The organism is Nonomuraea sp. LPB2021202275-12-8 (genome assembly GCF_037044575.1).
Classification (GTDB): domain Bacteria; phylum Actinomycetota; class Actinomycetes; order Streptosporangiales; family Streptosporangiaceae; genus Nonomuraea.
This window is the reverse complement of sequence record NZ_JBAHWD010000008.1, coordinates 167,832-190,963: the sequence shown is the minus strand read 5'-3', so window position 1 is coordinate 190,963 and position 23,132 is coordinate 167,832. Positions and strand designations below refer to the sequence as shown.

Sequence of the window (23,132 nt, the reverse complement as noted above, 5' to 3'; positions counted from 1 at the left end):
CGGTTGGACCCCAATGAACCTCAGCCTGAGCGACCTCGCGCCACCCCTGCGCTGGACCTCCCCTGGTCAGATCGCGCCGATCGCGGACGAGCCCCAGCTGCCCGAGGCATGGTGGCAGGCGATCCCGCTCGACCGCGTGTGCGCCATCGTCGGAACGCAGACCGTGGCGGGCCGGCTCGCCGACCTCGCCGTGGCCCACTGGGGACACCTGCTGCTGGGCGACATCCTGCCGTTGCTGCGCTTCTCCGACCCCGCCGAGGCCGAGCGGACGCCGGAGATGCTCGGCAAGGACGTGGTGCAGAAGCTGTTCGGCGGCGTGTTCGACCGGCTGCTCGAACCCGCCTCCGCGGCCGTCCCCGTGCCCGCCAGACCGGACCGGCCACTGCCCGAGCTGATCGACGCCGTGTTCGCGGCCCTGGACGAGCGCCAGCGGGCGATCGCCAGGGACAGGCTGTACGCGGTCAACCGGGTCACGCTGGACGAGCTGGCCCAGCGCTTCTCGGTGACCAGGGAACGCATCAGGCAGATCGAGCGGGACCTGCGTGACCATGTCGAGGCCTGGCTGGGCGGCCCGGAGGCGGTCGCGCTCGTCGCGCACGTCACCTGGCTGCGCGGCCGGCTCGGCTCGGCCGTGCCGGCGGACGACCTGGCGGCGGCCGTGCCCTGGCACCGTGGCGAGCTGCGCACGCTGGGCATCCCCGTCTGGAGGTTCGTGCGCACCCTGCTGACCGGCTACGAGCAGGCCGACGGCTGGCTGGTGGCGGGCGGCGCGGACGAGCTGCGGGAGAAGACCCGCCAGCTGTTCGCCGACGGGCCCCGGCCGCTGGCCGAGGCCGTGGCCATGGTCGCCCAGCTCGGCGTCCGCGAGGACGTGGCGGAGCGGTGGATCCTCGCCGTGCCTCTGCTCCGGGTGCTCGACCAGCACGTGGTGCCGTGGCCGCGCAGCATCAACGAGAAGGCGGAGGCGGTGCTGTCCGTCTCCGGGCGGCCCATGGCGCCGGAGGAGATCCAGGAGCGCATCGGCGAGGACTACAGCCTGGTCGGCATCCGCAACCAGCTCACCGCCGACGAGCGCTTCCGCCGGGTGGACAGGAACAAGTACGGCCTGACCCGCTGGGGCGGCGACGAGTATCTGGGGATCAGGGAGATGATCGCCAGGGAGATCGAGCGGGCCGGCGGCGAGGCCTCGGTCAGCACCATCGTGTCGAGCCTCACCTCGCGCTACGACGTGAGCGAGAGCTCGGTGCGCGCCTACTCGGGCGGGCCCGGGTTCGAGCGGACCCAGCGCGGCTGGATCCGCGTGGCGGGCACCTCCCCCACCGGCGAGGCCGAGCCCTACCAGCCGCGCAAGGACGTCTCGGAGACCCGGCGCAGCTTCCGCAGCCGCGACGGGCGCTGGTGGCACCGGGTGGACGTGAACGCCGAGCACCTGCGCGGCTCCGGCTCGCCGCTGCCCACCGGGTTCGCGGCCTACCTCGGGATGGCGCCGGGCGGGCAGCTCACCGCCTCGACGTCGTCCGGCGACGTGGTGATCAGCTGGCACAACCAGCCCACGATGGGCTCGATCCGCAACGTGCTCGCCGACTTCAAGGCTGGCGAGGGCGACCACGTCTTCCTCACCGTGTCGGACGGCGGCGAGCTGCTGACCCGCTACCTGCCCGGCGCGGCCACCGCGATGCCGCCGCTGAACCGGGCGCTCTACCTCATCGGCTACACCGCGCCCGTCACCTCGGAGGCGGAGGGCCTGCGGCTCATCGGCGCCCGCATCGGGCTGCCGGAGACGGCCACCCGCGAGGAGGTGTTCGCCCGGCTGCGCGAGCGCGGTGACCGGGACATCCTCGGCTACCTGGGCGGCTGAATCCGGCTAGGCTCGAAGGATGTTGCGGATCTACGACACGCGCACCAGACAGGTCGAGTCCATCGAGCCCGCCCGCGCGCTGCGCATGTACACCTGCGGGCCGACCGTCTACCGGCACGCGCACGTCGGCAATCTCCGCTCCTACCTGCTGTCCGACCTGATCCGCAGGGTGCTGGAGCGGCAGCGGGTGCGCATGGTCGTCTGCCAGAACATCACCGACGTGGGTCACCTGGTGGACGACGCCGACAGCGGCGAGGACAAGGTCCGCCGGCAGGCGCAGGCCGAGGGGCGCTCGCCCGCCGAGCTGGCCCGCCACTACGAGGACGCGTTCAGGGCCGACACCTCGGCACTCAACCTGCGGCCGCCCGAGCACACCCCGCGCGCCAGCGAGACGATCGACCTGATGGTCGAGCTCATCGCCAAGCTGATCGAGCAGGGGCACGCGTACACGGTCCCGGACGGCTCGGTCTTCTTCGACGCCCGAACCTTCCCCAGTTACGGCGAAATTTCGGGAAATCGGCTGGACGCACTGAAGCCCGCGCACCGCATCAACGCCATCGACCCCCGCAAGCGCTTCCACGCCGACTGGGCCCTGTGGAAGCCGGCCGAAGGCGAGCTGACCTGGGACACTCCGTGGGGCCGCGGCTTTCCCGGCTGGCACGTCGAGTGCTCCGCCATGTCGCTGCGCTTCCTCGGCGAGCGCATCGACATCCACACGGGCGGCATCGACCTGCGGTTCCCCCACCACGAGGACGAGCGCGCCCAGTCCGACTCGGCGGCCGGCCACGAGGTCGTCAGACACTGGGTGCACGGCGAGCACCTGCTCTTCGACGGCCGCAAGATGGCCAAGTCCACCGGCAACGTGGTGCTGCTCTCCGACGTGGCCGACGCCGGGCTCGACCCGCTGGCGGTGCGGCTGGCCTTCCTGGAGCACCGCTACCGCCATCAGATGAACCTCACCTGGGACACCCTGCGCGCCGCCGACCGCACCCTGCGCCGCTGGCGCGCCCGCGTCGCGGAGTGGTCGGAGTCGCCCAGCGCCCCGATGGCCGCCGGCTACGTGGAGCGCACCGAGGCCGCCTTCGACGACGACCTCGACACTCCGACGGCGCTGCGCGTCCTGCGCGAGCTGGAGCGCGACGAGTCCGTGGCGCCGGGGGCCAAGTTCGAGTCGTTCCTGCACCTGGACCAGGTGCTCGCCCTCGAGTTGTCCTCCGAGATCGGCAAGGCTCCGGCCGTGCTCCCGCCCGGAGCGGCCGAGCTCCTGCAGGAGCGGGATCGCGCCAGGCAGGCCCATGACTGGTCCGCGGCCGACCGCCTGCGCGACGAGCTCGCGGCACTCGGCGTCAAGGTGACGGACACGCCCGAGGGCCAGGCCTGGTCCTGATCGGGGCCTCTGCCCGCCGTCGCGCACGGACGGCGGGCGCTCTGGCGCGACCATGCCGCCGTTCATGATCAACTATAGTGAGCAAGATCGTTCGTGGGGGTGGGCGGACGGCATGGCAGGGGCCGTCCGCCCGGTGGCGCCGTCCTGGTGCGGGGGTGTGGACGGATACGCGCCGTACGCACGATAGGCAGATCTTGGGTTGCAACGGAGTTGCGAGATGTCTCGCCGCACAGGGGCCGGGACCACGCGTAACGGCGGCGGGAGGAGTGGGCGAGGGCTGCCAGACTTAGGACAGCCTGGGGAGATGGAGGTATTCGTGAGGTTGAGGCCGTATGCGTGGATGCCCTGGCCACTGCGCTGGTTACTGCGGATTCTGACCATCCTCCTGGTGCTGGCACTGGTGCTCTCCGCGGTCGTCGCCTACACGGTCAGGCAGTCGTTCCCGCAACTGGAGGGGACGCTGCGCCTTCCGGGCTTAACCGGAAATGTAGAGGTTTATCGGGATAAGTCGGGGATCCCGCACATCTACGCAGACACCTCCGAAGACCTGTTCCTGGCCCAGGGCTTCGTCCATGCCCAGGACCGGTTCTGGGAGATGGACTTCCGGCGGCACGTGACCTCGGGCCGCCTGTCGGAGCTGTTCGGCGCGGCGACGCTGGACAACGACAAGGCCATCAGGACCATGGGCTGGCGCAAGGTCGCCGAGCAGGAGCTGCCCGACCTGACCGACCGGACCAGGCGCTACCTCGACTCCTACGCCAAGGGCGTGAACTCCTGGCTGGCGGCCAACCCCAACGCCTCCGACCGCAGCCTCGAATACTCCGTGCTCAAGGTGCAGAACGGCGGCTACACGCCCGAGCCGTGGACCGCGCTCGACTCCGTCGCCTGGCTCAAGGCCATGGCCTGGGATCTGCGCTCCAACCTCGAAGACGAGATCGACCGCGCGCTGGCGCTCACCAAGCTGCCACCGGACCGGGTGGCGCAGCTCTACCCCGGCTACCCGTACGACAAGCACGCCGTGATCGTCACCCAGGGCACCATCACCAAGGAGCGCTTCGACCAGCAGGCCGAGCCGCGGCGCAGGACAGGCGCCCGCACCGCCCGCACCGGAGCGGCCGCGCTCGCCGGGGCCGCCGCGACGTTCGACGCGGTGCCCGGCACGATGGCCGGCGTGGACCGGGACGGCATCGGCTCCAACTCGTGGGTGGTGTCGGGTGAGCACACGGCCAGCGGCAAACCGCTGCTGGCCAACGACCCGCACCTGTCCGCGCAGATGCCGTCCGTCTGGTATCAGGTCGGCCTGCACTGCCGCAAGAAGACCGAGGCGTGCACGTACGACGTGACCGGCTTCTCCTTCTCGGGCGTGCCGGGCGTGGTCATCGGGCACACGGACAAGATCGCCTGGGGGTTCACCAACCTGGGCCCCGACGTGGCCGACCTGTTCCTGGAGAAGGTCACCGGCGACACCTACCTCTACCAGGGTCGGCAGGTCGAGCTGGAGACGCGGCAGGAGCAGATCAAGGTCGCGGGCGGACGGACCGTCACGCTCACCGTCCGCGCCACCCGGCACGGGCCGCTGGTCGACGGCGTCATGAGCGGCGCCGAGCCGAGCGGCGAGGCCGACGCCGTGGCCCTGTCGTGGACGGCGCTGACCCCCGGCAGGACCGTCGACGCGATCTTCGCGCTGAACGAGGCCGGCGACTGGCACGAGTTCCGCGCCGCCGCCGCCCTGTTCGACGTGCCCGCCCAGAACCTGGTCTACGCCGACACCGCCGGCACCATCGGCTATCAGGCCCCCGGCCGCATCCCGGTGCGCGCCAAGGGCGACGGCACCGTGCCGGTCCCCGGCTGGACGGGCGAGTACGACTGGAAGACCGCCCCCATCCCGTACGACCAGCTCCCGTCGGTGCAGAACCCGGCCGACGGGTACATCGTCACCGCCAACAACTCCGTCATCGACCCCCAGCGCTACCGGCCGCTGCTGACGAAGGACTGGGCGTACGGCTACCGCTCCCAGCGCATCGTGGACCGGCTCAACCAGGAGATCGCCACGGGCAAGGTGGACGCCGCCACCATGTCGCGTGTCCAGCAGGACACCGGCAACAGGTTCGCGCCGAGGCTGGTCCCGGCGCTGATGGAGGTGGACCTGGCCGGCCCGAGCGTCGAGGCAAGGAAGCTGCTCGACGACTGGGACGGCTCCCAGGGCGTCGACTCGGCCCCCGCGGCGTACTTCAACGCGGTCTGGCGCCACCTGCTGGAGCTGACCTTCCACGACGAGTTGCCCGAGGACGCCCGGCCGAGCGGCGGCGACCGCTGGTACGAGGTCGTCGGGCGGCTGCTCGACTCCCCCGACGACCCTTTCTGGGACGACACCGCGACCAAGGAGCTCGTCGAACGCCGCGACGACATCCTGCGCCAGGCCATGGCCTCGGCCTACCAGGAGGTCTCCGGCCTGCTCGGCGGCGACGTCACGGCGTGGCGGTGGGGCGAGCTGCACCGGCTCACGCTCACCCACGGCTCGCTCGGCACGTCGGGGATCACGCCGATCGAGCCCCTGTTCAACCGCGGCCCGATCGAGGCGCCGGGCGGCAAGGACGCGGTCAACGCCATCGGCTGGAACGTCCAGAAGGACTACTCGGTCACCACCGTGCCATCGATGCGGATGATCGTGGACCTCGGTGACCTGGACAAGTCGCAGTGGATCAACCTGACCGGCGCCTCCGGCCACGCCTTCCACGACAACTACTGGGACCAGGCGCCGCTGTGGGCCAAGGGTGAGCTGTTGCCGATGCGTTCGGACGCCGACTCCGTCAGGAAGGCCGCCGTCCACACCCTCCGCCTCACCCCGTGACCGGGGCCCGGAGCAGCTCGGCTCCGGGCTCTCTCACCTGGGAAACACTGCGTGCTGAGATGATCGCCGCCGACGTGAGGCACGTCAAAGCCTCACGCAGTAACGACTCGGAAAGGCGGTCAGGCGCCCGCGCGCCTGCGCCAGCGCGGTGACGCGCGCGGGTAGCCGCCGTCGTCCAGGTTCGCCAGGCGCTCGAAGGGGTTGTAGGAGGCCTGGTCGCCGCACACCACGACCGAGACCAGCATCGACAGCAGGTACAGCGGGAGCATGGGCAGGCCCACGCAGCAGGCCCACTGGGTCGCGTGTCTGCTCTCATGTCTCAGCAACCGCTCGTCGAGCGAGTCGCGCCTGGTCAGGACGACGTTGCCGACGGTGAACGCGCCGGCGACGGGGAAGCGGAAGCGGTAACCGCAGGCGAGCACGAGCCCGTCGGGTCCGGGCTGCCTGGATGCGCCGCCGACGATGGAGATCAGCAGGCCTAGCGGAGTGGTGAGGTTGAGGTAATTGACCACCCGCCGGAACCGGTGTCGCCTGTTCATGCGTCTCAGTCTTGACCAATCTTGACAAATCGGAATAATGATCTGCGTCCTGAAATCTCCCACAAGAGCAGGATTATGAGATTCACAATCCTGGGCGCGCTGCTCGGCACTGCAGCTCTGGCTGGAGCCGGCGGAATCGCGATCACCCAGACATCAGCGACCGATCCCCTACGTCTCACCGAATCTCCTTCCGGTGCGCAGATGGCGTTACGCGCCGTCTCAGCCCCCACTCCGACCCCCACCAACGGGCGTTACACCGCGAAGACGAAGATCGTCAAGAAGAAGGGCATCTCCTACCTGGACGTCTCCATCGCCTACGACGGAGCCGCAAGATTCAGCGTCAAGCAGCGAGCCTGCAAGAGCAAGTCCTGCAAGACCGCCAGCGCTCAGCTTCCGGTGACCACAGGCGCGGGTCAGATCCAGAAGAAGATCGGCAAGGGCACGTACAAGCTGCGCGGCAAGCCCCGGATCAGGGTCACGCCCCTCCCCGGGCCGACGCAGACGGTGACGGCCACGCCCACGGCGACGGTCACGGTCACCGAGCCGCCCCCGCCGGCCGAAACGGTCACGGAGACGGTGACACAGGAGGTCACGGTCACCGTCACGGAGCCGGGGCCGACGGTGACGTTCACCTGCCAGCCGGTTCCCACGACGCCTACGGACCTTCCCACGGTGTCGGACACGCCCACCGTGTCGGAGCCCCCGACAGAGCCTCCGACGGTGACCCCCTCGGTGCCGCCCACGGTGTCGCCCACGGTGTCGGACACACCCACCGTGACGGTCACGCCCACGGACGTGCCGACAGACACGCCTCCGCCGACCGAGACCCCGACGGACGTGCCGACGGACACCCCTCCGCCGACCGAGACCCCCACGGACGTGCCGACGGAGGAGATCCCCGTCTGCCCCACCCCGACCGAGACCCCGACGGACGTTCCCACCGAGACGCCGACCGACATCCCCACGGAAACGACGACTCCCGACCCTGAGCCCCCGGTTCAGTAACGCGACCTCTTCCGGCCCGGCGTCTCCCTTCAGGCGCCGGGCCGGAAGACTGAATCACCTTTACAGTTTTCTGTACTGACCTTCGTGATAGATCAGCGGAGAGCCTTCGGCGGGCGTTCCCAGAGCGGTCACCGCCCCCACGATGATCGAATGATCCCCGCCCGGATGAACCGCGTGCGTGCCGCATTCCACGGTCGCCAGCGCGGCGTCGAAGAGGGCCACTCCCGACTCCCCGCGGTGGTGCGGCCACGAGGTGAGCTGCCCGTTGAGCGGACGGCCGCGGTGTGCGAAGAACCGTGAGGCGTCCTCCATGGACTCGGGCAGCACCGACACCCCCCACACCCCGGCCTCCAGGACGGCGTCGTGGAAGCGGGCCACCTTCTCCGCGCAGAAGAGCACGAGCAGGGGATGCAGCGACACGGAGGTGAACGAGTTCACCGTCATGGCGTGGTCGATGTCGCCGATCCGGGTGGTGACGATCGCCACGCCCGTGGCGAAACGGCCGACGACCTTACGGTAGGTTTGCCGATCTACGTGCCGCTCTATAGATCCATGGTGCACGAAGTTACTTTATGCGGCTATGACCGGCTGCTCTCCGGGTGCCCGTGCAGCAACCACGAACCGCCTGATGAGGGCGACAGCAGGAAGGCCGCGATCACGGCCACGATCCCCCCGTAGAGATAGACGTACCCTGCGGGATTCCCCGAGATGACCAGATCCCCCGCGCCGAGCTCGAACGAGAACGCCATCGACACCAGGACCCACCCGGCCGCGGTCACGCCGGAGCCGAGGCGCGAGCGCATCATCTTCCCCGCGCCGAGGCAGACGCCGAACAGGGCGAGCAGCCAGATGATCGCCGTGACGGGGATCGGCCCGGCCTTCCAGCTCGCCTGTGTGAACCCGCCCACGACGCCCATGACGACGCCCAGCACGAAGAGCATGCCGTAGGCGGCTCCCGCCAGGGCGGACTCGGCCTGGCTGCGTTGCTCCATGTCGAACGAGGTTAGTGGATCCCGGCGAACAGATCGTTCTCGCGGTCGTGCGGCTCGCCGAGCCCTCCGGCCTCCATCGGCGGACCCGGCACGGAGGGCCCGAGCACCCCGCCGGCCAGGATGAAGTGCTCCACACCCAGCACCTCCTGGCCGATGTTGTTCGACAGCGCGAACCACGGCTCCTTCACGGTGATCTGCGTCGCGTGCGCGCGCATGGCCTCCACCTTGTGCCCGACCCACGGGCGCGCGTCGATCTCGGTGGTGATCGCCTCGTCGGGGCTGCCGAACGGCATCTCGTCCACGCTCTCGACGATGAAGCCCACGCCGGTCTCGGCGAGAGCCTCGTTCGTACGGCGCATCACGGACCTGGCGCTGGCCGTGTGGTAGAACTTCGCGATCACCCACGGCTCGCCCTCGCCGAACCCGCTGTCCGCGGCCAGCTCGGCCGCCCGCCGGGAGACGCGATGGGCCTGGATGTGATCGGGATGTCCGTAGTGGCCGTTGTCGTCATAGGTGACCAGCACCTGGGGCCGCACCTCGCGGATCACCTTGACCAGCTCCCCCGCCGCCTCGTCCAGGTCCGCCTGCCAGAACGCGTCGGGCCTGTCGTTGGAGGCGGCGCCCATCATGCCCGAGTCGCGCCAGCGCCCGGGAGCGCCGAGGAAGCGGTGGTCCTCCACGCCGAGCGCCGTGCAGGCGGCGGCGAGCTCGCCGATGCGGTGCCGCCCGAGCGTGTCGTCCCGATCGGCGGCCAGGTGCGCGAGCTCGCCGGGGATGATCTCTCCCTCCTCGCCCAGCGTGCAGGTCACGAGGGTGACGTGGGCGCCCTCGGCGACGTAGCGGGCCATGGTCGCCCCGGTGCCGATCGACTCGTCATCCGGGTGGGCGTGCACGAGCAGCAGCCGTCGGTCAATCATGGTCCCGAGCGTAACCAACACCTGCGTGCTGGCAGGATTGGGCCCATGAGTGAGAGCTTCCCGCGTATGTCGGCCAGGACCCGCCGGTTCACCCTTGGAGTGCCGAGGGGCTTCACGATCTCGCCTGACGGCGGGAGGGTGGTGTTCCTGCGCACCAAGGCTGGCACCGACCCGGTGACCTGCCTCTGGGAGCTCGAGACCGAGACGCACGTCGAGCGCCTGGTCGTCGACCCGCGCACGCTCGACGGCGACGACGGTGAGCTCCCGCCGGAGGAGCGCGCCAGGCGCGAGCGCAGCCGCGAGCAGGCCGGCGGCGTGGTCGCCTACTCCACGGACTCCACGGTGACCAGGGCCGCCTTCGCCCTGTCCGGCAGCCTCTACGTCACCGAGCTGCCCGACGGCCGGACGCGCAGGCTGGAGACCGCGGGGGCGGTCATCGACCCCCGCATCTCCCCCGACGGGCGACATGTCGCCTACGTCGCCGGCGGCGCCCTGCACGTGCGTGACCTGGTCACCGACGCTAACCGGGTGCTGGCCACACCGGAGTCCTCGACGGTCACCTACGGGCTGGCCGAGTTCATCGCCGCCGAGGAGATGGACCGGATGCGCGGCCACTGGTGGTCGCCGTCGAGCGACGCGCTCCTGGTGGAGCGGGTGGACGAGGCACCGGTCCGCACCTGGTACATCGCCGATCCGGCCAACCCCGAGCGGCCGGCCGCGGCCCAGCGCTACCCTGCCGCGGGCACGCCCAACGCCGTCACCGAGCTGTACGTCCTCGGTCTCGACGGGTCCCGGGTCGTGGTGCCGTACGAGCACGAATACCTGGCGAACGCGTCCTGGGACTCCCACGCGCTGTCCATCGTGACGCTGTCGCGCGACCAGAAGGCGATGCGCCTGCTCACGGTGGATCCCGCGACCGGGCGGTCCACGCTGGTGCGCGAGGACACCGACCCGGCCTGGGTCGACATCGTCGGAGGCGTGCCCGCGCACCTCGACGACGGCTCCCTGGTCTGGGTGGCCTCCGCCGACGGCGGGAACCGCCTGTTCGTCGGCGACCGCGCGGTCACCCCGCCCACCCTGCAGGTGCGCGCCGTCCTCGACGTCGACCACGACAGCGTGCTGTTCAGCGCGAGCGGCGACCCCACCGAGATCCAGCTGTGGACCTGGGACGGCCACTCGCTGCTGCCCGTCTCCACCAGGTCCGGCGTGTTCAGCGGGCGGATGGCCGGCGGCGTGGGCGTGCTGAGCGAGCAGAGCCTCGACGTCGAAGGCGTCGCCACCACAGTGGTACGGCGCGACGGCATGGCGATCCCGATCCCCTCCTTCGCCGAGCGTCCCGGCCTCGACCTGCGCGTCTCGCTCGGCCGTTCCGGCCGTCGCGAGCTGGCCACCGCCGTGGTGCTGCCCTCGTGGCACGAGCCCGGCTCGCGCCCGCTGCCGGTACTGATGGACCCGTACGGGGGTCCGCACGCGCAGCGGGTGCTCAACCGGCGCGCGGGCTATCTGGAGAGCCAGTGGTTCGCCGAGCAGGGCTTCGCCGTGATCGTGGCCGACGGGCGCGGCACCCCGGGCAGAGGGCCGGACTTCGAGCGCACCGTGCTCGGCGACCTGGCCACCCCCGCGCTGGAGGACCAGGTCGACGCCCTGCACGGCGTGGCCGAGCAGTATCCCGACGACCTCGACCTGACCAAGGTGGCGATCCGCGGCTGGTCGTTCGGCGGCTTCCTGGCCGCGCTGGCGGTGCTGCGCAGGCCCGAGGTGTTCCACGCCGCCGTGGCGGGGGCTCCGGTGACCGACTGGCGGCTCTACGACACCTGCTACACCGAGCGCTACCTCGGCCACCCCGACGAGCAGCCCGAGGTCTACGACAACTCCTCGCTGTTCGGCGACGCGGCCAAGCTCGACCGGCCGCTGCTGCTCATCCACGGGCTGGCCGACGACAACGTGGTCGCCGCCCACACGCTCCGCCTGTCGTCCGCCCTGCTCGCGGCGGGCCGCCAGCACAGTGTGCTGCCGCTGTCGGGCGTCACCCACATGACGCCGCAGGAGGTCGTCGCCGAGAACCTGATGCTGCTCCAGGTCGAGTTCCTCAAGAGGTCGCTGCACGTGCTGGGATGACGCCTCCGAGCCGGCCGGGCCCGGGCTGACGGACCTCGGGCCGGCCGGCTTGGGATGACAGACCCAGGGCTGATCTGCGCCCTCCCGGACCAGACCGTGGTCTGATGTGGAAGGGATGCCGGTTCCGCGATCGTGGGCCGCATGTTGAAGTCAATCGTGATCGCCCTGGCCGTCCTCGGTTCGGGTGGCGTCCAGGCGCAGCACTCCGCCGCCCTCGCCTGGAGCGCGTGCCCCAACGACAGGATCGGCATGGAGTGCGCCGACCTGCAGGTTCCGGTCGACTGGCACAAGCCCGACGGCCGGCGGATCACGCTCAAGCTCGGCCGCCTCAAGGCCACCGGCGCCTCCGAGGGGGCGGCCCTGGTGGCCTATGGCGGCCCGGGTGCCCCCGGCGTCGGCCTCACCCAGAGTGTCCCCGAGTGGTGGGCCGAGCTGCGCGAGCGCATGGACATCGTCACCTGGGACACCCGCGGCTACGGCAAGCAGTTCGGCGGCCTCGGCACCGGCCTGCCGTGCCTCTGGTCCCGCACCCCGATCGCCGAGTTCCCCGAGGACGACGCCGACTTCGCCCGCCTGTCCGACACCAACCGGGGCATCGCCGAGCCCTGCCGCCAGAGCGACCCCGAGCTGTTCGCCAACATGAGCTCCGCAGACCACGCCAGAGACATGGAGGCCATCAGAAAGGCGCTGGGAGGCGCCAAGCTCAACTACTACGGCGCCTCCTACGCGGGCTTCTACGGCCAGGCCTACGCCCGCCTGTTCCCCGGCCAGGTCCGCACGATGGTGCTCGACGGCACCTGGAGCCACAGCTCCGCCGACTGGGGCCGCGAGCTGGAGGAGATGGCCAAGAGCAACGAGAAGCTCCTGACCCGCTTCTTCACCTGGTGCGCCGCGGGTGAGTGCCGCGACGTGCCGCGCAAGTGGCGCTCTCTCGTCGCCCGGGCCGACCGCACCCCCGTCCCGGCCGGGAACGGTGTCGCCTACGTCGGCCGCGACCTGCAGTCCTTCGCGATCGGCGCGGCCAAGCGGGGCGAGGCCGCCTGGCCCGCGCTGGCCAAGGCCATCCGCGAGGCCCATGGCGGCAACGCCGCCGGCTTCGTCCCCGAGCGCGGCCTCCGCTACCCCGACCAGTCCACCGGCATCACCGAGTGCCTGGACTGGCCCCGGGCCACCACCCGAGCAGAGCTCGACTCCATCGTCGCCCGCCTGCGCCGCGTCGCCCCCAACGCGGGTGCCGCCAACACGCTGGCCACCGGGACGCTCTCCTGCATCGGCTGGCCCGCACCCGTGACCAACCCGCCCACCCCACTGCCCAAGACCCTCCCGCCCCTGCTCGGCGCCGGCGCGTGGGGCGAGTCCGATGCGGTCGGGCGGGTCCTCGCCCCGATCGCCGGCAGCTCCACGATCAGCCACGACGGCCCCGGCCACACCCTCTACGGCGCCAACCCCTGCGCCCGCGACCACATCAACCGCTACTTCGCCGACAAGGTGGTCCCGCCTCAGGGCACGAAGTGCTGACCTGGGGAAGGTGCCCGGCACCCACACCTGGCCGGGCCTGATGAGGCCGGCGAGCGATGCTCACGCGGACACCATCAGGGATGGGTGATCCGGCGACGTGGGTGGACCGACGCGTCGATGAGCACCCGGTCGCCCAGGGGCTCGTCGAGCTGGATGGTGAACGGCGTCGGAGGGTTTCCCTGACAAGTTCGGACACCTTCTGAGAGGCCCTCCACGCCGATGGTCACGCCGACCTCTGCCTGGCCCCGTTCGAGGCCGAGTCATCGCCACTCCGCTCACCGGATGAAAGCGCTTCTGCTTGACGCCCCCATCAACGTCGCCGGTTCGGGCCTGGTTCACCACGACTCGCCGTCGCACCGGACGAGTCCCCGTAGCAGGCACCGGCGGCACCCTTCACACAGTCCCAGGACTGTCCAGCCGTGCACCCCGCAGCCAAACCTCAAGACCACCCCACCTCAGCCCCCGCCTCAGCAGACCTCAAGGCCACGCCGCCTGTGCCCTGCGCCGAGTGCCACGGTCCACCCCGGGACGGGGCCGCCGGGTTCGCGGCGCCCCCGTCGCATCTCAGGTGCGGGTGCTGGTCGGGGTGCCGTGCCAGCTGTCCCAGAGGGCCGCGTAGGAGCCGCCTTCCGCCACCAGCTCGTCGTGGGAGCCGAGCTCGCTGATGCGGCCGTCCTCCACCACCGCGACCCGGTCCGCGTCGTGGGCGGTGTAGAGGCGGTGGGCGATGGCGATGACGGTGCGGCCGTCGAGGACCGCCGCGAGGGATCGCTCCAGGTTCCTGGCCGCTCGCGGGTCGATCAGCGAAGTGGCCTCGTCCAGGACCAGCGTGTGCGGGTCCGCCAGCACGAGGCGGGCCAGGGCGAGCTGCTGGGCGTGGGCCGGCGAGACGGTGACGCCGCCCGAGCCGACCTCGGTGTCGAGCCCGTCCGGCAGGGCGAGCACCCAGTCGAGGGCGTCCACCGCCGTCAGGGCGGCGCGGACGGCGGTGTCGTCGGCGCCGGGGCGGGCGATCAGCAGGTTGTCGCGCAGGCTGCCCTTGAAGACATGATGCTCCTGGGTGACCAGCGCGACGTGGCCGCGCAGGTCGTCGAGGGGCAGGTCCACAAGGGGGACTTCGCCGACGGAGACCGCGCCGGTGCGCGGGCCGTGGATGCCGGCGAGGAGCCTGCCGAGGGTGGACTTGCCGGCGCCCGACGGGCCGACCATGGCCAGCCGCTCCCCGGGCCGCACGGTGAGCGAGACGCCGTGCAGCACGTCGCGCCCCGGGCGGTAGGCGTAGCGGACGTCCTCGGCCCGCAGCAGCTCGCTGGTGGGGCGGGCGTCGGCGGGGGTCCGGTCGTCGGGCACGTTGGCGACGCCGAGGAGCCTGGACATGGCCGCGCCGCCGACCTGCAGCTCGTCGATCCACATGAGGAACCGGTCGAGCGGGTCGATGAGCTGCTGGGCGAACAGGGTGGCGGTGACGACCTGGTCCAGCGTGACCCAGCCGCGGGTGTAGAAAAGGCCGCCGACCAGCAGCGTCGAGACGACCGGGATGACGTAGCCGAGCTCCACGGCGGGGAACCACACGGTGCGCAGGCCCAGCGTGTAGCGCTCGGCGGCGAACGAGCCGGCGATGTCGCGGTCGGTGCGCTCCTGCCTCCGCTGGTGCAGGCCGAGCGCCTCGATGGCCCTGGCGCCTTCGACGGTCTCGGCCAGCCCTTCGGTCATCTCGGCGTAGGCGGCGTTCTCGCGCAGGTAGCCGTCGCGGGCCCGCCTGAGATACCAGCGGGTGGTGAAGAACAGCAGCGGGGCGGCGATCAGCACGGGCAGCATGAGCAGCGGGCCGACCAGCACCAGCGCGCCGATCGTGATCGTGAACGTGACGACCGCGATCAGCGTTTCCGGGACCGCGTGCCGCACGGTCCTGGACAGCGAGTCGACGTCGCGGGAGGTCCTGGTGAGCAGGTCGCCGGCGCCGGCGCGTTCGACCGTGGACAGCGGCAGGGCGAGCACCCGGTCGACGAACTCCTCGCGCAGCTCGGCGAGGACCTTCTCGCCCAGCCTGGCCGAGGCGAGCACCGCGAAGCGCACGAGCAGGCCCTGGAGCAGCAGGAAGCCGCCGATGCCGACGGCGACGAGGACCGGGCTCACCTGAGCGCCGTCCTGCACGTCCTGCACCAGGTCGCCGAGCTGCCACGGCACGGCGAGCCCGGCGACGGCCGCGAGCCCGTGCAGGCCGAGGGCGACGGCGAGCTGGCGCGGGTATTTCAGGGTGAGCCGCCGGGCATAGGCGCGCACCTGTTTCTGATCGGCGACGGGCAGGATCTCGCGTGCCATCTCGTCAGTCCTCCCCTCGGGTCACGGTCGCGGCGTAGGCGGGTGAGGAGTCCAGCAGGTCGCGGTGCGCGCCTTCGGCGTGCACCCTGCCGTCCTCCACGAAGATCACCTGGTCGGTGCGGTCGAGCACCAGCGGGCTGGTCGTGCAGACCAGCGTGGTCCTGCCGGCGCGGGCCTTGACCAGCCGCTCGGCGATGCGGGCCTCGCTGTGGGCGTCGACGGCGCTGGTGGGCTCGACCAGGATCAGCACCTCCGGGTCGGTGAGCAGGGCTCTGGCCAGCCGGAGCCGCTGCTGCTGGCCGCCGGAGAACTCCCGCCCGGCCTCGGCCACCTGGGCGTCGAGCCCTTCGGGCAGCGCCTCGACGATGTCCTCGGCGCAGGCGGCGTGCAGGGCCTGCCGGAGCTGCTCGGCGGTGGCGGTGCCGCGCACGTCGAGCTCGTCGCGGAGCATGCCGGTGAACAGGCGGGCGCCGTTGTCGGCGACCAGGATGCGCGAGCGGACCTCGTCCATGGGCAGCGTGGACAGGTCGGCTGGGCCGAAGGTGACGTCTCCCTCGGAGTAGCGGCCGAGCCGGTCGGCGATCGCCATGGCCTCTTCGGGCGTGCCGGCCGCGAGGGCGGTCAGCTTGCCGGGCTGGACGGTCACGCCGCTGTAGGAGTCGCGCAGCACGCCGCCGGGGCTGTCGCCGGCGCCGCCGGAGATCTCCGGCTCGATGGACAGGATCCGCACCACGCGGCGGGCGGCGACGTGGCCCTTGGTCAGCCTGTCGGCGGCCTCGGTGACGGTGCGCATCGGCCCGATCAGGAACACCGCGTAGGTGTAGAAGGAGACGAGCTGGCCGGGGGTGATCTCGTCGGCGACGGCGAACGACGCGCCGACGCCGGTGACGATGGCGATGAGCACGCCGGGCAGCACGATCTGGGCGCCTTCGAGCAGCGACTCGACCCGGGCGACGCCGACGCCGGCGTGCCGGACGCGCTGGGACTCCTCGCGGTAGCGGCCGGCGAACACCTGCTCGCCGCCGATGCCGCGGAGGACCCGCAGGCCGGCCACGATGTCGGCCGACCGGGTGGACAGGTCTCCGGTGAGGTCACGGTGCCGCTTCTGCCGCCGGTGCAGGGGCCTCAGCAACGGCCCGACCGCGACGGCCATGACCGGCACGCCGAACAGCACGAGCAGCCCGAGCGGCAGCGAGGTGGAGATGAGGATCACGGTGACCGTGACGATCGCCACGATCGCGCCGGTGCCGCGCAGCAGGATGTCCATCGAGCTGCCGATGTGGGCGATGTCGGAGTTGCCGACGCTGACGACCTCGCCGGTCGACAGGCGCTTGGGCAGGGTGGCGCCGAGCCGGGCGGCGTGCCTGGCGGTGAGCTGGACGGTGCGGTAGGCGGCGGACAGCCAGTTGAAGACGGCGTAGCGGTGCCGCATGATCCCGGTGAACGCCTGCACCAGGCCGAGCCCCAGCAGGATCGCCGACCAGGTGAGCAGAGCGCGGGTGTCCTCGGCCCTGACGGCGTCGACCCCCTTGCCGAGCACGGCCGGCACCAGCGCCTGGCCCAGCCACCAGAGGGTGGCGAAGGCGATGCCGGTCAGCAGGGCACGGCTCTGCCGCCGGGCGTTCCACCACAGATAGCGGAGCGGGCTGCGGATGTCGGGCACGCCGGGATCGGCTTCAGGAAGGGAGCGCATAGCCCGTTAAGATTTTCAAAAGATCGCTGGTCACACAAACGATTTTCCGGCGGAGCCGTAGCGTGAAGTGACCGAAACTATGATCAACATGACGCGCCGTACAACACGTGAACGATCCGGGCGCGTCAGCTAACACCTGCCCCAGGAGTACGCCACAATCGTTGCCTGTGGAGCACGGGTACACCAACAGCACGGTCGGAGACGGCGCTCTGGTCGTCAAGTGTTACCAGGGCCCTGACGCCGGGGTCCGGCTCAGGACTGAGGCCAGGTTCCTGCGGCGGCTTCGGGGCCGGTTGCCCGTGCCGCGGGTGCATTCGGTCACCGACACGAGCGTGAGCATGCGGTTCGTGGCGGGCGCGCACGGGCAGGACCTGCTCGACGACGGCCGGGCCGCCGAGGTACTCGCCGAGTGCGGGCGCACGCTGGCGCGTCTGCACCGGCTGGGCATCGTGCATGGCGACTACGGCCCGCAGAACATGCTGTTCGACCCGGAGACGTTCGAGACGGCCGCGATCCTCGACTGGGAGTGGGCGCACCCGGGCCACCCGCTGGAGGATCTCGCCTGGTGCGAGTGGATCGTCCGCGCCCACCACCCGGAGCACGTGCATCAGTTGCGGCACTTCTTCGAGGCGTACGGCGCTCCCGCGCCGCCGTGGGCGGACCGGCACGCCTGCATGCTGGCCCGCTGCCGCAACCTGCTCGAGTTCACCACCCGGTGGGAGCCGGGCGGCGAGGGCGAGAAGCTGTGGCGGCAGCGGATCGACGACACCACGACCTGGATCGGCGAGCCGTAACGGCTCCCGCCGCTGGATGATCACCCGGTGCATCGGCGATATCGCCAGTTCCCGACGCCTTTACATCACCCCCCTTTATCAGTTGACACTGGCGAGTAACACTCTGGTCATGTCGTTAGCCTCCCCTGTCACGCGCCCGCCGGCCCTGCATGGCCGTGCCGCCGAGGAGGACGCCGTGCACCGGCTGCTCGACCGGGCCCGCAACGGCGACGGCGGCGCACTGGCCCTGCTGGGCGCGCCGGGTATCGGCAAGACCGCCGTCCTGGACCTCGCAGCCGCGCTGGCGGGCGATTTCACCGTGCTGCGCGCCTGCGGGATCCGGCAGGAGGCGCACCTGCCGCTCTCCGGCCTGCACGCGCTGCTGCACCCGGTGTCGGGCCTGATCCGGTCGCACGTGCTGACGTGGGCGCTGCGGCTCGGCGTCACCGACGGCGGGGTGGCGCTGCCCGCCGCCCTGATGGAGTTCCTGAGCGAGCTGTCCGCCGCCGAGCCGGTGCTGGTCTGCGTCGACGACGTGGACCTGCTCGACGGGGCCAGTCGCGAGACGCTCGCGTTCGCGGCCAGGAGGCTCGCGGGCGAGCGGGTCGCGATGCTGTTCGCGGCCAGGCAGGCCGGCGAGCTGCCCGACGATCTGCCGGTGCGCGCCCTGGCCCCGCTGGACCAGGCGGCCAGCCGCGCGCTGGCCGACGAGTTGCTGCCCGGCAGGCTCTCCGACGATCTGCGTGCCGCTCTGGAACAGGTGGCCCGGGGCAACCCGCTCGCCCTGCGCGAGCTCGTGGACTCGCTGAGCGCCGAGCAGCTCGCCGGGCTGGCCGCGCCGCCCGACGGCCTGCCGGTCGGCGGACGGCTGCACCGGGCCCACGCCGGCCGGCTGGCGGGGCTGCCGGAGGACACCAGGTTCCTGCTGCTGCTCCTGGCGGCCGATCCGGGTCTCGACACGGCGACCCTGATCCTGGCCGCCGAGCCCGCCGACCCGCTGTCAGTGCTGGCGCCCGCGGAGGAGGCGGGCGTGATCCGCGTCGAGGCGGACCGGTACGTATACACCGACGAGACGGTGCGTGCCGTCGCCTACGCCGACGCGCCGCTGGCCCGCAGGCGCGCGGCGCACCGGCTGCTCGGCAACCTCCCCGGCGCGGAGCACCGGCGGCTCGCCAGGGCCTGGCACCGGGCGATCGCGCTGGACGGGCCGCCCGAACGGCTCGCCACCGAGCTGGTGACCGCGGCCGCCACCTCCGCCCGGCACGGCCATCCCGGCCCCTCGCTGGCGTACGAGCGCGCCGCGCAGCTCACCGGCCACGAGGCGAACAGGGCCGATTGGCTGGCCACGGCCGCCCGCCACGCGTGGACGTCCGGCGACTTCCGGCGGGCCAGGTCACTCCTGGCCCGGCTGCGCTGCCCCGTGGTGTCCGACTCCTCCAGCGGCCAGGCGGAGCTCATGTACGGACGGCTGGAGCTGCTGAGCGGCCACGCCGACAGCGCCCGCGACAAACTCCTGGCCGCGGCCACCTGGCTGCTCGAACACGACCGGCTCGTCGGGGTGAAGGCCCTGCTGCACGCGGCGGAGGCCAGCTACATGGCCGGCGACATCCGCAGCTTCCAGGTCATCGCCCGACAGGCCGCGCTGCTGCGCCGCAGCGACGACTGCGCGGCCGCGCAGCTCATGTTCGAGTATCTGGAGGGGATGGCGGCCACTTTCGGCGGCCGCCACGGCGCGGCCGCGGCGCCGCTGCGCCGGGTCGTGGAGTTGGCCTCGGCGGTGACGAGCCCGGTGACGCTGGTGTGGGCCTGCGTCGCCAGCCTCCTGCTCGGCGAGGACGCCACGGCGATCGAGCTGGCGGCCCGCGCCATCGACACGGCCCGCCGGCGCGGCGCGGTCACCGTCGTGCCGCAACTGCTGGAGTCGGTGATCCAGGCGCAGTTCTGGCTGGGCCGCTACGCGTCCGTCGCGTCCCACGCCGCCGAGGGTCTGCGGCTGGCGCAGGCGTCCGGTCAGCTCAACGCCGCCGCCCAGCACCTGGCCTGGCTGGCGCACGCCGCCGCGGTCCAGGGCGACGCGGAAGGCTGCCGCGACCACGCCAACGCCGCACTCGGCCTGGCCGAGTCCCACGGCCTGGGCATCGCCACCACCCTGGGCAACTGGGCGCTCGCCCACCTCGACCTGGCCGCCGGGCGCCCGGCGGACGCCGCGGCCAGGCTGCGCGGCCACCGGGGCAACGACCATGTCGTCATCCGGGTCATGGCCAGCCCGCACTTCATCGAGGCGGCCGCGCGTACCGGCGACGAACGGAGGGCCGCGGCCGCCCTGCGGGTGCTGGAGCGGTGGGTGGGCAGCACCAGCAGCCCCGACCGGCGCGCGCTCGTGGCGCGCTGCCGGGCGCTGCTCGCCACGCAGGGCGAGGCGGGCGAGCTGTTCATCCAGGCCCTTGAGCTGCACCGGCAGGGGGCGTGCCAGTTCGAGACGGCCCGCACGCAGTTGCTGTACGGCGGGGCGCTGCGCAGGGAACGACGGCCCGGCGCCGCGAGGGAGCACCTGCACGGGGCGCTGGAGACGTTCCAGCGGCTGGGCGCGGTGCTGTGGAGCGAACGGGCCCGCGCGGAGCTGCGCGCCTCGGGCGAGACCGTGGCCCGCGTCTCACCCGCCGGGGATCCGGAAAGCCTGCTCACCGCCCAGCAGCTGCGGATCGCCCGGCTGGTCGCGGAGGGCGCGACCAACAGGGAGGTCGCGGCGCAGCTCTTCCTCAGCCCGCGCACGATCGACCACCACCTGCGCAACGTCTTCGCCAAGCTGGGCGTGCGCTCACGGGTCGAGCTGGCGCGCCTGCTGTCCTGAGACCGGCGATTCACGCGATGCGGGGCCGACGGGCGGGTTCAACAATGTCGGCGGACGGGTCAACCCCCCAGACCCCCTGAGCACATGGAGTTCCCGACGTGCCTCTGCCCACCGCGAGAACCCTCACCAAGCTCGCCATGGTCGTGACCATGGCGTGCGCCACCCTCGCCATCGCCCCAACCGCCAACGCCGCCGGTCCGTACGATCGCGGCCCAGACCCCACCGACAGCATCCTGGAGGCGAGCCGCGGCCCGTTCGCCACCTCCAGCCAGTCGATCTCCTCACTCAGCGTGAGCGGGTTCGGCGGTGGCCAGGTCTACTACCCCAACGACACCAGCCAGGGCACCTTCGGCGCGATCGCCCTCTCCCCCGGCTACACCGCCTCGTGGTCCAGCATCTCCTGGCTCGGCCCGCGCATCGCCTCGCACGGCTTCGTGGTCATCGGGATCGAGACCAACAGCCGCTACGACCAGCCCGCCAGCCGTGGCCGCCAGCTCCTCGCCGCCCTGGACTGGCTGGTGGAGGACAGCCCCACCGCCGTCCGCAGCCGCATCGACCCGTCCAGGCTGGCGGTGGGAGGCCACTCGATGGGCGGCGGCGGCTCCCTGGAGGCCGCGGACGACCGTCCCAGCCTCCAGGCGGCCGTCCCGCTGGCGCCGTGGAACGCCACCAAGAACTGGTCGGGCGTACGCGTGCCGACCCTGATCATCGGCGGCGAGAACGACTCGGTCGCCTCCGTGACCACCCACTCCCAGCCCTTCTACGAGAGCATCCCCGCCTCGTCGGAGAAGGCGTACATGGAGCTCAACGGCGCGAGCCACTTCTTCCCGCAGACGACCAACACCCCGACCGGCAAGTACGCGGTCGCATGGCTGAAGAGGTTCGTCGACGACGACACCCGCTACGAGCGGTTCCTCTGCCCGGCGCCGCGCCGCAGCGACATCGAGGAGTACCGCGACACCTGCCCGCACTCCTGACCTGAGCGTGTCACGGCCTCCCGTCCCGCGTCGGACGGGAGGCCGTCTCGGTGCCCGCCCACCTGAGGCTGGAACGAGGCGCTCAGCAGACGCAGAACTCGTTGCCCTCCGGATCGGCCATGGTCACGTGATGGCCGGGATCCTCCCACAGCACGGTCGCCCCGGCCCCTGACAGGACGGCGACCTTCGCGCCGATCCTGGCCCACCGCTCCTCCGCGTCGCCCTCGCCGGACACGCGGATGTCGATGTGCACGCGGTTCTTGGCCGTCTTCGGCTCCGGGACCTCCAGGATCGAGAGGCGAGGATTCACGCCGGCGGGGTCGTGCAGCCATGCCCCTTCGCCGTCGTCCTCGGGAAGATCGAACTGCTCCAGCCACTCTTCCCTGGTGGCGTAGGGAGGGGGCGGCGGCTCGTCCTCGTAGCCGAGCGCCAGCTTCCAGAACTCGGCCAGCCGCGGCACGTTCGTGCCGTCGAGCGTCAGACCTACTCTCATCACCGATCCGCCCTCCTTGACGTCCGCGCAGATCGTATCCGTCCACTACGACAAACCGTCCTGGACGGCGCACCGAGCTGGAGGCCCACCTGGACTACGAGGAGGAGCAGCTGGTGCCGATCCTCAACAAGATGCTCACCCTTCCCGAGGAGGTCTAGGCCGGGCCTCCCGGTGAGATCTCGTGCCGCACATCTAGATCGGACGCTTCGGCCCGCGGGCGCCGAGCCCGATCGCGGGAAGGATCGCCTGGTCGACGATCGCCGCGAGGTCGTCGTCGCTGGGCGGTGTCCCGGAGTCGATCAGGCGCTTGGTGACGAGGGCCTCGCCGATGTCGGCCACGACCGGGGTCAGCAGTTCGGCGGGGAAGCGCCCCTGGTCGGCGTAGTGCCGCAGCACGGTGTGGGTGAACGTGCCGCCCCGGCTGGCGAAGACCCGCTCGAAGAGCGCCTCGGACACCAGCGCGGCGCTCTTGGGGTCGGTGAGGATGGCGGCCACCGCGCGGCCCGCCGGGCTGAGGGCCCACTCGACCATGAGGCGCAGGGCGCGGACGAGGTCGCCACGCAGGTCATCGGCACCGGTGGTCGGCTCCTCGACGGGGTGCTGGTGGTAGAGGGCGTCGAGGAGCACCTCGATCGGGTCGGACCAGCGGCGGTACAGCGTGGTGCGGGGCGTGGCCGCGCGCCGGCCGATGCCGTCCATGGTCAGCCTTCCGACGCCGACCTCCAGCACCTCTGCCAGCACGGCGTCGTGGATGGCCTTGATCAGCTCCTCGCCGCGCCGCCGGGTGTTGCGGTCGGCCATGCCACCCCCTTGCTTAGATACACAGCTGTAGTTTACC

Annotated in this window: 17 protein-coding genes; 9 read left to right on the top strand and 8 right to left on the bottom strand. The window is 71.6% G+C overall.

Annotated features, from left to right (window positions below):
* Nucleotides 1-13: 13 nt before the first annotated feature.
* The 3 genes from V5E28_RS18055 (at nucleotide 14) to V5E28_RS18045 (ending at nucleotide 6,096) form a co-directional block, all read left to right on the top strand.
* The gene (locus tag V5E28_RS18055; protein ID WP_336208089.1) at nucleotides 14-1,858 is read left to right on the top strand and encodes a sigma factor-like helix-turn-helix DNA-binding protein; all 1,845 of its coding nucleotides are present in this window, start codon (nucleotides 14-16) and stop codon (nucleotides 1,856-1,858) included.
* Between the two features lie 19 nt (nucleotides 1,859-1,877).
* On the top strand, nucleotides 1,878-3,245 hold the full coding sequence (gene cysS, locus V5E28_RS18050) for a cysteine--tRNA ligase (RefSeq protein ID WP_336208088.1): 1,368 nt from the start codon (nucleotides 1,878-1,880) through the stop codon (nucleotides 3,243-3,245).
* Between the two features lie 340 nt (nucleotides 3,246-3,585).
* The gene (locus V5E28_RS18045; RefSeq protein WP_336208195.1) at nucleotides 3,586-6,096 is read left to right on the top strand and encodes a penicillin acylase family protein; all 2,511 of its coding nucleotides are present in this window, start codon (nucleotides 3,586-3,588) and stop codon (nucleotides 6,094-6,096) included.
* Nucleotides 6,097-6,215: 119 nt separating this feature from the next.
* Here V5E28_RS18045 and V5E28_RS18040 read toward each other — a convergent pair whose 3' ends face one another.
* Nucleotides 6,216-6,635: a hypothetical protein gene (locus tag V5E28_RS18040; RefSeq protein WP_336208087.1), complete on the bottom strand. Its 420-nt coding sequence runs from the start codon at nucleotides 6,633-6,635 to the stop codon at nucleotides 6,216-6,218.
* A 75-nt stretch (nucleotides 6,636-6,710) separates the two neighbouring features.
* On the opposite strand from V5E28_RS18040, the gene V5E28_RS18035 reads away from it, so the two are divergent.
* Entirely contained in the window at nucleotides 6,711-7,640 is a 930-nt protein-coding gene (locus tag V5E28_RS18035) for a hypothetical protein (protein ID WP_336208086.1), read from the top strand.
* Nucleotides 7,641-7,700: 60 nt separating this feature from the next.
* Here V5E28_RS18035 and V5E28_RS18030 read toward each other — a convergent pair whose 3' ends face one another.
* The 3 genes from V5E28_RS18030 to mshB are packed head-to-tail and all read right to left on the bottom strand — an operon-like array spanning nucleotide 7,701 to nucleotide 9,549.
* Nucleotides 7,701-8,201 (bottom strand): flavin reductase family protein, encoded by a 501-nt coding sequence (locus tag V5E28_RS18030; RefSeq protein ID WP_336208085.1) that lies wholly within the window; start codon nucleotides 8,199-8,201, stop codon nucleotides 7,701-7,703.
* A 17-nt stretch (nucleotides 8,202-8,218) separates the two neighbouring features.
* Entirely contained in the window at nucleotides 8,219-8,632 is a 414-nt protein-coding gene (locus tag V5E28_RS18025) for a DUF6113 family protein (protein ID WP_336208084.1), read from the bottom strand.
* A gap of 11 nt (nucleotides 8,633-8,643) precedes the next feature.
* The gene (gene mshB / locus V5E28_RS18020; protein WP_336208083.1) at nucleotides 8,644-9,549 is read right to left on the bottom strand and encodes an N-acetyl-1-D-myo-inositol-2-amino-2-deoxy-alpha-D-glucopyranoside deacetylase; all 906 of its coding nucleotides are present in this window, start codon (nucleotides 9,547-9,549) and stop codon (nucleotides 8,644-8,646) included.
* A 45-nt stretch (nucleotides 9,550-9,594) separates the two neighbouring features.
* On the opposite strand from mshB, the gene V5E28_RS18015 reads away from it, so the two are divergent.
* Nucleotides 9,595-11,667, top strand: a complete 2,073-nt coding sequence (locus tag V5E28_RS18015; protein WP_336208082.1) for a S9 family peptidase — start codon at nucleotides 9,595-9,597, stop codon at nucleotides 11,665-11,667.
* A 141-nt stretch (nucleotides 11,668-11,808) separates the two neighbouring features.
* Nucleotides 11,809-13,185: an alpha/beta fold hydrolase gene (locus V5E28_RS18010; protein ID WP_336208081.1), complete on the top strand. Its 1,377-nt coding sequence runs from the start codon at nucleotides 11,809-11,811 to the stop codon at nucleotides 13,183-13,185.
* A 564-nt stretch (nucleotides 13,186-13,749) separates the two neighbouring features.
* Here the strand turns inward: V5E28_RS18010 and V5E28_RS18005 are convergent.
* Together V5E28_RS18005 and V5E28_RS18000 are read right to left on the bottom strand one after the other, a co-directional pair.
* The gene (locus V5E28_RS18005; RefSeq protein WP_336208080.1) at nucleotides 13,750-15,507 is read right to left on the bottom strand and encodes an ABC transporter ATP-binding protein; all 1,758 of its coding nucleotides are present in this window, start codon (nucleotides 15,505-15,507) and stop codon (nucleotides 13,750-13,752) included.
* A 4-nt stretch (nucleotides 15,508-15,511) separates the two neighbouring features.
* Complete coding sequence (locus V5E28_RS18000; RefSeq protein ID WP_336208079.1) at nucleotides 15,512-17,200, bottom strand: ABC transporter ATP-binding protein; 1,689 nt, start codon at nucleotides 17,198-17,200, stop codon at nucleotides 15,512-15,514.
* A 167-nt stretch (nucleotides 17,201-17,367) separates the two neighbouring features.
* Here V5E28_RS18000 and V5E28_RS17995 point away from each other — a divergent pair, with 167 nt between their 5' ends.
* The 3 genes from V5E28_RS17995 (at nucleotide 17,368) to V5E28_RS17985 (ending at nucleotide 21,801) form a co-directional block, all read left to right on the top strand.
* Complete coding sequence (locus tag V5E28_RS17995) at nucleotides 17,368-17,994, top strand: phosphotransferase (protein WP_336208078.1); 627 nt, start codon at nucleotides 17,368-17,370, stop codon at nucleotides 17,992-17,994.
* Nucleotides 17,995-18,103: 109 nt separating this feature from the next.
* Nucleotides 18,104-20,824 carry a LuxR C-terminal-related transcriptional regulator gene (locus V5E28_RS17990; protein WP_336208077.1) on the top strand — a complete coding sequence of 907 codons (2,721 nt, stop codon included), beginning with the start codon at nucleotides 18,104-18,106 and terminating at the stop codon, nucleotides 20,822-20,824.
* A 98-nt stretch (nucleotides 20,825-20,922) separates the two neighbouring features.
* Nucleotides 20,923-21,801 carry an alpha/beta hydrolase family protein gene (locus tag V5E28_RS17985; RefSeq protein WP_442945828.1) on the top strand — a complete coding sequence of 293 codons (879 nt, stop codon included), beginning with the start codon at nucleotides 20,923-20,925 and terminating at the stop codon, nucleotides 21,799-21,801.
* 82 nt (nucleotides 21,802-21,883) lie between these two features.
* Here the strand turns inward: V5E28_RS17985 and V5E28_RS17980 are convergent, their stop codons facing one another.
* Nucleotides 21,884-22,294, bottom strand: a complete 411-nt coding sequence (locus V5E28_RS17980; RefSeq protein WP_336208076.1) for a VOC family protein — start codon at nucleotides 22,292-22,294, stop codon at nucleotides 21,884-21,886.
* Between the two features lie 192 nt (nucleotides 22,295-22,486).
* Nucleotides 22,487-23,095 carry a TetR/AcrR family transcriptional regulator gene (locus V5E28_RS17975; RefSeq protein ID WP_336208075.1) on the bottom strand — a complete coding sequence of 203 codons (609 nt, stop codon included), beginning with the start codon at nucleotides 23,093-23,095 and terminating at the stop codon, nucleotides 22,487-22,489.
* Nucleotides 23,096-23,132: the final 37 nt, after the last annotated feature.

Bases quoted from the DNA above. Each gene is read 5' to 3' on its own strand.
- V5E28_RS17990 (WP_336208077.1), top strand. From the start codon at position 18,104: ATGTCGTTAGCCTCCCCTGTCACGCGCCCGCCGGCCCTGCATGGCCGT.
- V5E28_RS18005 (WP_336208080.1), bottom strand. From the start codon at position 15,507: ATGGCACGCGAGATCCTGCCCGTCGCCGATCAGAAACAGGTGCGCGCC.
- V5E28_RS17975 (WP_336208075.1), bottom strand. From the start codon at position 23,095: ATGGCCGACCGCAACACCCGGCGGCGCGGCGAGGAGCTGATCAAGGCC.
- mshB (WP_336208083.1), bottom strand. From the start codon at position 9,549: ATGATTGACCGACGGCTGCTGCTCGTGCACGCCCACCCGGATGACGAG.
- V5E28_RS18040 (WP_336208087.1), bottom strand. From the start codon at position 6,635: ATGAACAGGCGACACCGGTTCCGGCGGGTGGTCAATTACCTCAACCTC.
- V5E28_RS17980 (WP_336208076.1), bottom strand. From the start codon at position 22,294: ATGAGAGTAGGTCTGACGCTCGACGGCACGAACGTGCCGCGGCTGGCC.
- V5E28_RS18015 (WP_336208082.1), top strand. From the start codon at position 9,595: ATGAGTGAGAGCTTCCCGCGTATGTCGGCCAGGACCCGCCGGTTCACC.
- V5E28_RS18055 (WP_336208089.1), top strand. From the start codon at position 14: ATGAACCTCAGCCTGAGCGACCTCGCGCCACCCCTGCGCTGGACCTCC.
- V5E28_RS18045 (WP_336208195.1), top strand. From the start codon at position 3,586: ATGCCCTGGCCACTGCGCTGGTTACTGCGGATTCTGACCATCCTCCTG.
- V5E28_RS18025 (WP_336208084.1), bottom strand. From the start codon at position 8,632: ATGGAGCAACGCAGCCAGGCCGAGTCCGCCCTGGCGGGAGCCGCCTAC.
- V5E28_RS18000 (WP_336208079.1), bottom strand. From the start codon at position 17,200: ATGCGCTCCCTTCCTGAAGCCGATCCCGGCGTGCCCGACATCCGCAGC.
- cysS (WP_336208088.1), top strand. From the start codon at position 1,878: ATGTTGCGGATCTACGACACGCGCACCAGACAGGTCGAGTCCATCGAG.
- V5E28_RS18010 (WP_336208081.1), top strand. From the start codon at position 11,809: ATGTTGAAGTCAATCGTGATCGCCCTGGCCGTCCTCGGTTCGGGTGGC.
- V5E28_RS18035 (WP_336208086.1), top strand. From the start codon at position 6,711: ATGAGATTCACAATCCTGGGCGCGCTGCTCGGCACTGCAGCTCTGGCT.